Source organism: Leptolyngbya sp. FACHB-8, from assembly GCF_014695575.1.
Classification (GTDB): Bacteria; Cyanobacteriota; Cyanobacteriia; order Elainellales; family Elainellaceae; genus Vacuolonema.
The window spans coordinates 53495-61360 of record NZ_JACJOO010000056.1 but is presented as its reverse complement, the minus strand read 5'-3'; the positions used below and the strand labels follow the sequence as shown (position 1 = coordinate 61360).

Genomic DNA, 7866 nt, shown 5'->3' with positions numbered 1-7866 from the left:
ACCTATTTGATGACTTCAACAGTTTTGATTTGGGATGTCATTGATATAGCTATTTTCGCTAAGAAGGAGTGAGGCAGTGCAACGCGCTGCCTCACTCCTTCTTAGCGAAAATAGCTGAGAGTATAAAAACCTCAGTTTGGGTTAAGGGCTCTTTCGAGGGGCGCGCAAGGCGCGTCCCTCGAAAGAGCTCATTTTGTCGTGCGCATAGCGCACGACAAAATGAGCTCTTGGGCTTATCCCGAATTGAGGTTATAAAACGGTTGTAGTTCTTTGATAAAAAAGAGGCTGAACTTTAAATGTTCAGCCTCTTCCTAACAGAAACTACGAGTTCAAAGGGTGCCTAGAGCGCTCCAGCAGCGGTGCGATCGAGTACTCCAGAACCCAAGTGGGTAGTGATATTCATCGCATGGAGGAGGGGGCGGGTTCCGGCTCCCTTGGGATAGTCGATGACACTCACGGCACCGTTACCTTGCTTGAAGACCCAGAAACCTTCAGGGCCAAGGCCGACCAGGTGGCAGAGGATGGCCTTATTGATCGCGTCGTGGGCTACGACCAGGGTGGTGGTTGGACGATCGCTTGGGCAAGACGCCACAATTACTTCCCAGGCGGCGATCGCCCGATCCCAAACCTGTTGCAAGTTCTCCCCTTCGGGCATCTGTACCGTTTCGGGCGCGACCTTCCACTGATCCAGTTCGTAGGCGTAATCCACTGCAATCTCAGATTCCAGCTTGCCCTCCCAGAGGCCGTGGCTGATTTCCTGAAGCTCGGGTTCCAGCTCCAGCGTTACCGATGGATGCGGCTTGAGAATAATTTCAGCGGTTTCCTTGGGGCGCAGCATAGGACTGGTAACAGCCCGATCGATGGGCACATCTTGTAAGAAGAAGGCCGCTTTATCAGCCTGAACGCGCCCCTGGTCATTAAGAGGCACATCAATTTGTCCCTGGAAGCGCTTATCCCGGTTCCAGTCCGTTTCGCCATGGCGCACCAGCAAGAAGCGGGGGCCGCGGTGTCCCTTACGTATGGGGGGTAGCGGATCTCCCAGGTGAGCCGTCAGGTTGACCGATTCAAACTGCACCTGGTCGCCCAATTCACCTGAGAAATTAAGGACACTGATCCCGGCATTACTCTGATGAATGATGTTGTAGTACTCCGGTGCGAGGCCGGCGGCAGCGCTCAGCAGGCAACGATTAATGCCACTGTGAGCCACGACCAGAATGGTTTCGCCTTGGTGGCGGGATAGCACCTCATTCCAGAACTGTTTGGCCTGCTCTCGCAGTTCCAGCACTGGGTAAAATTCCTCAGGGCCGTTGGGGGTAGAGCGAGTCATCTTCAGGTCGTGGGGGCGATCGCGCCATACCTTGACGCTATCAGGGTACTTTTCTTCCACTTCGGTGAAGGTCATGCCTTCCCATTCGACCAGATTAATTTCTTTGAGTAGATCTGTTAGGTGCAGTTCGGGAGCAGAATCCTGCTGAGCCAGAATCAGCTCGGCGGTTTCCTTAGCCCGACGCAGGGGACTGCTATAAGCGGCTTTGAAGGTTAACCCTTGCAGTGCCTGCCCCGTCAGGTGGGCTCCTTGGCGCCCCTCCTCCGACAGGGTGGAATCGTCGCAGTGCCCTTGTACCCGTTGCTGTAGGTTGTAGGAGCTCACACCGTGCCGTACCAGAATGACGCGAGTAGCCAGAGCCGTACCCTCCTGAGTTGGTAAAAAATCATGCCAATATCAGAAGCATTTTACCCCCAGGACTTACACAATGGGATCGGCGAAACCCCCTTGTCGGGCATTGAATCTCTACCATTATGGTCTGGGATCATTGATTTGGCCGAGTGGCCACACAGTCCCTCTATGCCAATAGGATGGGCTGCTCAAGAGCTTTCGCACAGCGTAGGTTTCCAGCAAATTATGCTGCTTTTATCATCCGGGCGATCGCTGCCTCATCCTGGATTCGAGTGCGATAATGCCAGAGCATGGTTACGCCAGAGCAACGTGTAGGAAAGCCGTTTACGTGGTTGCAACGGAAAAGCGAATGAAATTGGTGACACCGAAACGATTAATTTTGGCTGCCCTGACCGTGATGGTGGTAGCTCTAGTTGGCAGTTCTTTGCTTGGCAGTTTAGAGAAACCCCAGATCACCAATCGCCTGGAACTGTATCAAACCAACCTGATATTGTCAGCGACGGGCATGTCAGATGCAGCCCCGGAAACGGAAGTCCAGGCCCAACTGCGAGAGGCCGTGTTAGGAAAAGAGCCCCTCAAAACAGCTCAGGAAGATTATCAAGAAGTGCGAGAGTCGGTACAAACCGAGCTGAACGGTTTACAAACCCGGCTGAAGGAAAATCCCGCCAGTGAGGTCACAACAGAAGGAGCGCCAACGTCCGAAATCCTGACCCTAGTTGATCAGCAGCGACGGTTATTGGCTCAGTTGGATTTGCAGATTGGTTTACTTCAGGCGGAGCAGGGGGAGGTGAACGCTGCTCAGCAAACCTGGGAAGCCTTAAGCGATCGCCTTCGCTCCCCTCGCACAGAACGAGATGCGGCGATCGCCCGCACCACGAAAACAGTTCAGGGGCTTTGGAACCAACCACCCAATATTGAGGAGGATGCCAGTAGCCAGATAGAAACCACATTAGAAGGCTGGTTTCGGGCGGTCAGTTTGGAGCGGCTCTACGAGGTGCAGCAGAATTCAGCAGCCTTGACGGCGCTGGAAGGGGAACAAGAAGCGATCGCCCAACAGACATTACTGAAGCTCGCGGTCATTGGTGTACTTCCAGGAATTGCTGCCGTTACGGGTATTGGCCTCTTTATTTTTCTCGTCATTCAGCGGATAACGCGGGGCAAAGAAGCTATCCTCTCCTTTCAGGCAACGCCGTGGGAAACCCCGTGGACCTGGGAAACCGTATGGCAGGTGCTCATTGTTGGCTTCTTCTTTATGGGCCAGATTGTGGTGCCGCTGCTGTTGAGTTTGCTGCATCTGACCTTTACAGGGGTTGGAAGTAGCCGTGTTCGGGCAGTTTACACGCTGGTCTACTACCTCACCATGGCCAGTTCAGCCTTGCTTGTGCTCTTTTTCTCCATTCGCTCTCACCGTCCGTTACCCGACGCCTGGTTCCGTTATCGTTTCCAGAGCAACTGGCCGTTATGGGGGGTTGGAGGCTATTTGGTAGCGCTACCACTCATGTTGGGTGTTTCGTTAGTGAATCAGCAATTTTGGCAGGGGCAGGGCGGAAGCAATCCACTCCTTCAAATTGTTCTTGAAGAAAACGATCCCCTGGCTCTGGGATTATTCCTCTTCACAGCGGCGATCGCCGCTCCCATCTTCGAGGAAACGCTATTCCGAGGATTTTTGCTGCCCTCGCTGACCCGCTACTTGCCAGCAAGTGGGGCGATCGCCCTCAGCAGCCTGATTTTTGCGATCGCTCACCTGAGTCTTTCGGAGGTTTTGCCGTTGACGGCGTTAGGGGCAATTTTGGGATTTGTGTATGTGCGATCGCGCAATCTACTAGCCCCCATCCTGCTGCACTGCCTGTGGAATAGCATTACGATGATCGGTCTTTTCATCTTGGGTAGCGGCACAGCTTCCAATTAATAACGTTATAGAGCCTGTACCAAAAGGAGAGAGGCGGTACGTTGCGCCGCCTCTCTCCTTCTAATAGACCTCCTGCGTGAATCGTTGCGCGGCCGCGCAACGATTCATACCAATTTGAAAACCAAACATCTGCACTGGGTTCTGTTCTAATTGGTATCACGCAGGATGGCTAGGAGTATAGAAACAGATGGAGGTGACCAAAAGCCACCTCCATCTCCATCAACTCCGTTAGCCCGTTTCTCGACAGGGTTTATTCAAGCTGTTATGGCTATGGAATACCGGCAGAATAGCTGCATTCCATCCCATAACAACCTGCGCCATAACCATCACTCTAACCGCGCTTTGCTTGGATTTTTTTGCGCTTAATCCCATAGCCCATACCAGCAGCCATGACTGTGCCCAAAACCGTCAAAGGTTCGGGAACAGGCTGACCACCGCCACCGCCACTGGTTTGGCTAGGCTTGAAGACAAACAGCGACGCATGAGACAATCCTCGACCCGCACGGCCCGAACCATCTAATGCTACGCCGATGGTGTTGAACGAACCGGTGGTGAAGTTGCTCACATTGTTAAACAGGTAGAGGCTGTAGGAAGTCCCTGCTTTCAGGCTGAGGGCGAAACTGCCACTGAAAGGAGAGCTGAATCCCCAGGAACCCTGAGAGTTGTTGTTGTTCGCAAAGAAGCCATAAGTATTGGAGCCACCATCGGACTTGCCACCCAGGCTCCAATCCCCACTACCAACAAGGGATTGGAACAGGCCGGCATCCAACGACCCTTCAGCCGTACCTTGGGCTCCAGTATCATTGCCGCTGATAGGCCCCTGGCAAGCACTGGCAAAAACAGTACCGGCTGCGGTGCTTCCCGAGACGTTGGTTACACTGCAAGCAGTTTGAGTTAATGACGTAGATGTTTGAGTTTGGCTCTGTTGCTTCTGAGCAGCAAATGCTTCGCTAGGAGCCAACATTAATCCCGCCAGGACGATGGCGGAGCCAGAGAGTGCGGAGACAAGGGATTTGAAGTGGGCCATCGTGACGGTTCTCCTTGAGTGGGAAGAATTCAGGGCGGTGAATTCCGGTTGGTATCTGCATCTTAGGCGGGCCACCCATGGAATGTAATCCTGGAACACACAGATTTCGCGATCGCTTTGTATAGGAGAACACTATTTAAAGGCACTATAAATCTCCTCAATGAAAATCATCAGATTTTTTAATAGAAAATCCAAAACCATTGCCCGGAGCCAGTTCGAGCGTTTAGGAATAAACGAGGTTTGCTCCGAAAGGGCTTTGCGTAATGGTACAGAGATGCCAAAACAGTTTTTTCCTCAAATTTAAAGCGATTGCCGGTGGTTAAGTGCCGTGTGTGAAATACACAACACTCAACCACCGGCAACAGTCCTGTTGTTAGATGCCAGCAACCTGGCCATAAACCAGAGCCCTAGGCTCTTTCGTTGGCTATGATGTCACGCTATTTCGCTGGAACAGCCCACCAGGCGATCGCGTAGTTCTGTACTGGATCGTTAGCCTGATCCCGGTACACCACGCGAATCTTATAGCGGCCCGTCTGCGGAATCTGGTGGAAGATGTGCTCAACGCTATCTTCTGGACTGTTAGACGCCCAGAGCCGGCTTTCAATGCCATCATCTTCAGCCCGCAGCAGATAAATGTCGAGATTGTTCAGCCCCTGGTTGTCGAAGGTTTCACCAGGGTCATAAAGGCCATTATTATTGGCATCTTGCAGGTTGACTTGGCGATCCCAAGCGAGGGTAGCCGAGATAAAACTGCCCGCCTGCAAAGGCTCGTCAATGACGTAATCCCGATAGGCAGGAGCACTGTCATCCAGCCCCACAGTGCGATAGTCCCAACCAATAGCCGACACGGGTGCATCGGCGCTCTGTTGACCTGCCGAGAATTGCTGGTAGGCCCGGTAAGCATTTAAGTGCCCAGTTCCCATGTTGGCATCCAGAGGAACGTCTTCCCGTTGGTAGGCATCAGACTCGAGCCAGTTGGCATTGCGCTGGTTAGCTGCGGTTCGAGTCATACCCAGTAACAAGCCATCTCCGGCATCTTGCAGTTTGTCAGCCGAGTTCATCATGACTGCCCGCATGACCTCATGACGACGAGCATCCAGACTCCAACCATCGGCTTGCTCCCGGAGTTGGCGATCGCCATACTCCTGCAACAGGGCCACCGTCGCCGTTACATGGGGAGCTGCAAAGCTAGTGCCGCTGATGGGAGGGGATGGATTGCCATCCGGTTGAATGGTTTGGACAGCACTGCCAGGAGCCACAATGGAAATCGAACGGCGGGAACCCTCGTTACTTTCGGGAGGACGGCCCTGGAAGGAGGGGGGTTCACTTCCCAAATCAGAAAAGCTGACCTTGCGGTAAACCCCGTCTATGGCAATGGAATTAGCCACGGTCATGCCGTTATAGAGGTCAGTGGGGATGGGAATGCCGCCAAAGCCCTGATTCCCCGCAATCACATAGAGGACGTTGTGGGTCTGGGCTGACCAATCCACGCAAAGGGTTAACAAGGCGTTGCCGTCGAGGGTTGCGTCAGGCCGCGAATCTTGAGATAGCGGTTCGCCAAAGCTGAAATTGATGGCCCGCACATCATCATTGTTTTGAAGAGCTACGGTTTGGGAGGCAAGGCATTCTTGCTGCTGCCCGCCCCCCCGATCGAACCCGGCTGCGGCAGAATACAACCGAGCATTAGGTGCCACCCCAGGTAGCCGCTTATCCTGGCTGATCATGACGCTGGCTACACTGGCCGCATGGTCATCTACAAACTGATTGGCTATAGCGCTCCGATTTTGAATGAAGAGTTGAGTGGGACGTACTGTAAAGTTTTCAGCAGCGGGCTTATCCAAACCAAAACGGGCCGGACGCCCGACTTCAACTTGACCGATGCTGATTTTACGTCCTGTCAGGTTGTAGGGCTCGTCATGAAGTCGTAGAGCCTCAATACCGCCCTCTCCCGTAGAGCTTTGTAGAGCGATCGCCGGCACCCCAATCAGTGCTAGAGCTACGCCCCAGGCTGATCTCCTTAGAAAAATCAGCTTTTTCCGCTGAACCATACATGACATCCCTTAATCTCTGCTTAAAGTTTGAGTAAATACTGACAATTTCCTTAAGATCAATGAGCCGAGAAGACTTCACATTTTGTTAAACTGAATACCAAGATATAGAGCCAGGAGAACCCACCCGCCATGGTCCACACCCCATCGAGTAAGTCAACAGTAATTTCACCCTCCATCCTATCAGCTGACTTTAGTCGTCTGGGGGAAGAGATTCAGGCGGTGGATCAGGCTGGTGCTGATTGGATTCACGTTGATGTGATGGACGGTCGCTTCGTCCCTAACATTACCATCGGTCCCCTGATTGTAAGCGCGATTCGCCCTTACACTCAGAAGCCTCTTGACGTGCATCTGATGATTGTCGAGCCCGAAAAATATGTTGAAGATTTCGCTAAAGCGGGTGCCGATATTATTTCGGTTCACGCTGAGCACAACGCATCCCCTCACTTGCACCGGACTCTGGGCCAAATTAGAGAGCTTGGTAAGCAGGCTGGGGTTGTACTCAATCCGTCCACTCCGCTGGAACTGATTGAGTATGTGCTGGAACTCTGTGATCTCGTGCTGATCATGAGTGTGAACCCCGGCTTTGGTGGTCAGAGCTTTATTCCTGAGGTTGTGCCCAAGATCCGGAAGCTGCGCCAAATGTGCGATGAGCGTGGATTGGACCCCTGGATCGAGGTGGATGGAGGCCTTAAGGCCAACAATACCTGGCAAGTGCTGGAAGCTGGTGCGAATGCGATCGTGGCAGGTTCTGCCGTGTTCGGTGCGAAAGACTATGCTGAAGCGATCTCAGGCATCCGCAATAGCAAGCGGCCTGAGCTTGTGACCGCTTAATTCAATTCATTGATTAGCTGATTGACGTGGGGGCGAATGGTTATTCGTCCCCACGTCTTTTAGATAGGCGAGCGCCCACCCATTGCTCAATTTCCCCCAGCTGGCCGTACACGCAATCAAACAAACACGTAGAAACAGGCCCAATCGGGTCAATGCCTAAAGAAGTGCCGTAGCGCCAAGATTTCACCGGACCATACACGGTTTGAAAGAGTGTATCCGGTGTTTCAGGAGCGGCGGCAGAATTTACCATAGCCCATTTACAAGCTCTCTTGGCACTGTAGCGTTCTGTCCATACTTTTTACCCGCGCCTTTACTTAACGCACGCGGTAACAGGTTGCACAGAAGGGAAGTGGCGATCGATGTAATGCTG

The 7866-nt window shown here is 52.9% G+C and carries 5 protein-coding genes; 2 read left to right on the top strand and 3 right to left on the bottom strand.

Annotated elements, in window-relative coordinates:
- Nucleotides 1-340: 340 nt before the first annotated feature.
- Nucleotides 341-1684 (bottom strand): histidine phosphatase family protein, encoded by a 1344-nt coding sequence (locus H6F91_RS13840; protein WP_190770085.1) that lies wholly within the window; start codon nt 1682-1684, stop codon nt 341-343.
- 343 nt (nt 1685-2027) lie between these two features.
- Here H6F91_RS13840 and H6F91_RS13830 point away from each other — a divergent pair, with 343 nt between their 5' ends.
- A complete protein-coding gene (locus H6F91_RS13830) occupies nt 2028-3587 on the top strand; it encodes a type II CAAX endopeptidase family protein (RefSeq protein WP_199307822.1) in 1560 nt (519 codons plus the stop codon).
- Between the two features lie 331 nt (nt 3588-3918).
- On the opposite strand, the gene H6F91_RS13825 is transcribed toward H6F91_RS13830, so the two are convergent.
- Together H6F91_RS13825 and H6F91_RS13820 are read right to left on the bottom strand one after the other, a co-directional pair.
- Nucleotides 3919-4614, bottom strand: a complete 696-nt coding sequence (locus H6F91_RS13825; RefSeq protein ID WP_199307821.1) for a PEP-CTERM sorting domain-containing protein — start codon at nt 4612-4614, stop codon at nt 3919-3921.
- A 437-nt stretch (nt 4615-5051) separates the two neighbouring features.
- Nucleotides 5052-6662, bottom strand: coding sequence for a S8 family serine peptidase (locus tag H6F91_RS13820; protein ID WP_190770080.1), 1611 nt, complete (start codon nt 6660-6662; stop codon nt 5052-5054).
- 132 nt (nt 6663-6794) lie between these two features.
- Between H6F91_RS13820 and rpe the strand changes: the two genes are divergently transcribed.
- Nucleotides 6795-7496, top strand: a complete 702-nt coding sequence (gene rpe, locus H6F91_RS13815; protein ID WP_190770079.1) for a ribulose-phosphate 3-epimerase — start codon at nt 6795-6797, stop codon at nt 7494-7496.
- Nucleotides 7497-7866: the final 370 nt, after the last annotated feature.

What these genes read in the sequence shown, in the direction of transcription:
- H6F91_RS13830 (WP_199307822.1), top strand. Translation starts at nt 2,028, where the DNA reads ATGAAATTGGTGACACCGAAACGATTAATTTTGGCTGCCCTGACCGTG.
- H6F91_RS13825 (WP_199307821.1), bottom strand. Translation starts at nt 4,614, where the DNA reads ATGGCCCACTTCAAATCCCTTGTCTCCGCACTCTCTGGCTCCGCCATC.
- H6F91_RS13820 (WP_190770080.1), bottom strand. Translation starts at nt 6,662, where the DNA reads ATGGTTCAGCGGAAAAAGCTGATTTTTCTAAGGAGATCAGCCTGGGGC.
- rpe (WP_190770079.1), top strand. Translation starts at nt 6,795, where the DNA reads ATGGTCCACACCCCATCGAGTAAGTCAACAGTAATTTCACCCTCCATC.